At 34.8% G+C, this 1,920-nt stretch carries 2 protein-coding genes; both read left to right on the plus strand.

Translation table 11 applies throughout. The annotated features are described in order from the left end of the window. On the plus strand, window positions 1–385 hold a 385-nt coding region (locus tag AC06OU_RS14140), incomplete at its 5' end, for a nucleoside transporter C-terminal domain-containing protein (protein WP_475856624.1). A 401-nt stretch (window positions 386–786) separates the two neighbouring features. Then, a partial coding sequence (locus tag AC06OU_RS14145; RefSeq protein WP_475856626.1) for a dicarboxylate/amino acid:cation symporter occupies window positions 787–1,920 on the plus strand: 1,134 nt, incomplete at its 3' end.

Genomic DNA, 1,920 nt, shown 5'->3' on the forward strand with positions numbered 1-1,920 from the left:
TGCAGGGTTCCAAGCTGCAGTGGGTATCACATTTACTGAGATCCTAGGATATGTATTTGCTCCAATTGCTTGGTTAATGGGTGTTCCTGCAAGTGAGATTTTAATAGCAGGTCAAACGATGGGTACTAAGCTTGCAACAAATGAATTCGTAGCAATGTTACAATTCAGAGATCAAATTCCAAACCTTTCTGAAAAAACAGTTGCAGTAGTTTCTGTATTCTTAATTAGCTTTGCGAATTTCAGTTCAATTGGAATTGTTAGCGGTTCTCTTCAAGCGATTAATGGCGAGAAAGCTTCTATCATTTCTAAACATGGTCTTAAGTTATTAGTTGCTGCTACTATGGTATCTTTCTTAACAGCAACGTTAGTTGGTATTTTTATTTAAATTACATTTTAAATAGCGTCACTCTCTTTATTGGGAATGATGCTATTTTAGTATAAAAGGTTAGTAGGGACAGAGTGAGATCAGTTATTTTTTTCTTAAATCTAGTGAGCTAAAAATTAATTAAGACTTTTTATTATATTAGGATTAGATTAGTTCATTTTGTGGAATATAAAATGAAGTTAAGAAATAATAAAAATTTATTAGCTAAACATGAAATTTAATTTGCCGGGCGCCTTATTTTTAGAGAATATCGAATATTTAATCAGAAATACATAATATCATTTGATTAGTACTTAATGTTTTATCTACTCATTCGATTGAAAATACGATTACTCTAATTTAGTGCAAAGCATAATTAATGCTAATAAGTTTTTTATATAATATTAGTAAAGGGTGATCAGATGAAATTAGCAACTAAGATATTGTGGGCTTTAGTATTAGGTGCAATTGTAGGGGTAATATTAAACATAACCTCCCCAGAGTTATTTAAAAATGCGGATAATTTTTTATTTACCCCATTAGGAACTATCTTTTTAAACTTAATTAAAATGTTGATTGTTCCTCTTGTATTTTTCTCGATTGTAGTTGGAGTTGCAAATATCGGGGATCCTAAATCATTAGGACGTATGGGTGCAAAGGCAATGATTTTCTTTTTATGCACTACAGCTTTGGCAATCTCGATTGGAATTGCTTTGGCATTAATTTTACAGCCAGGAAGTAGTGGGAATTTTGAAACAGAGGCAGTGGATTATGAGGCTACAGAAGCACCTCCAGTTTCAGAAACTTTACTTGGCATCATCCCGGCAAATCCAATTGATGCTATGGCTAGTGGTGACATGTTGCAAATCATTTTCTTTGCTGTTTTTATCGGCTTAGGAATCAGTTATCTGGGAAGTAAAGTGGAGAGCGTGCAGAAATTTATGGAGCAGGCAAATGAACTCATGATGTTTTTAGTTACACTTGTTATGAAGTTTGCTCCACTCGGTACGTTTGGTTTAATCGCTTCAGCTGTAGGTAAACAAGGCTTCGATGCTTTAAAGGTAATGTTTATGTATATGGTGGTTGTTCTCCTTGCATTAGCTGTTCATGCAATTGTTGTTTATGGAGCATCATTAAAATTCTTAGCTAAGCAAAACCCATTAAAGGTTATAAAGGAATACTTGCCTGCTTTAACTGTTGCATTCAGTACTTCTAGCAGTAGTGCAACATTACCCGTCTCTATGGAAATTGCTCAAAAAAGATTAGGTGTACCAAAAGGGATTAGTAGCTTTGTCCAACCCTTGGGTGCGACTATTAATATGGATGGAACGGCAATCATGCAAGGTGTTGCTACAATTTTTATTGCTCAGGTATATGGTGTAGATTTAACATTTATTCAAATGCTTACGGTTGTTCTAACTGCTGTTCTTGCATCGATTGGCACGGCAGCTGTGCCGGGGGCTGGTATGATTATGCTAGCTATGGTTTTGGAGTCTGTTAACTTACCAGTAGAAGGAATCGCTTTAATTTTAGGTATTGACCGTTTACTTGATATG

The sequence above is a fragment of the Psychrobacillus sp. genome (genome assembly GCF_056205495.1).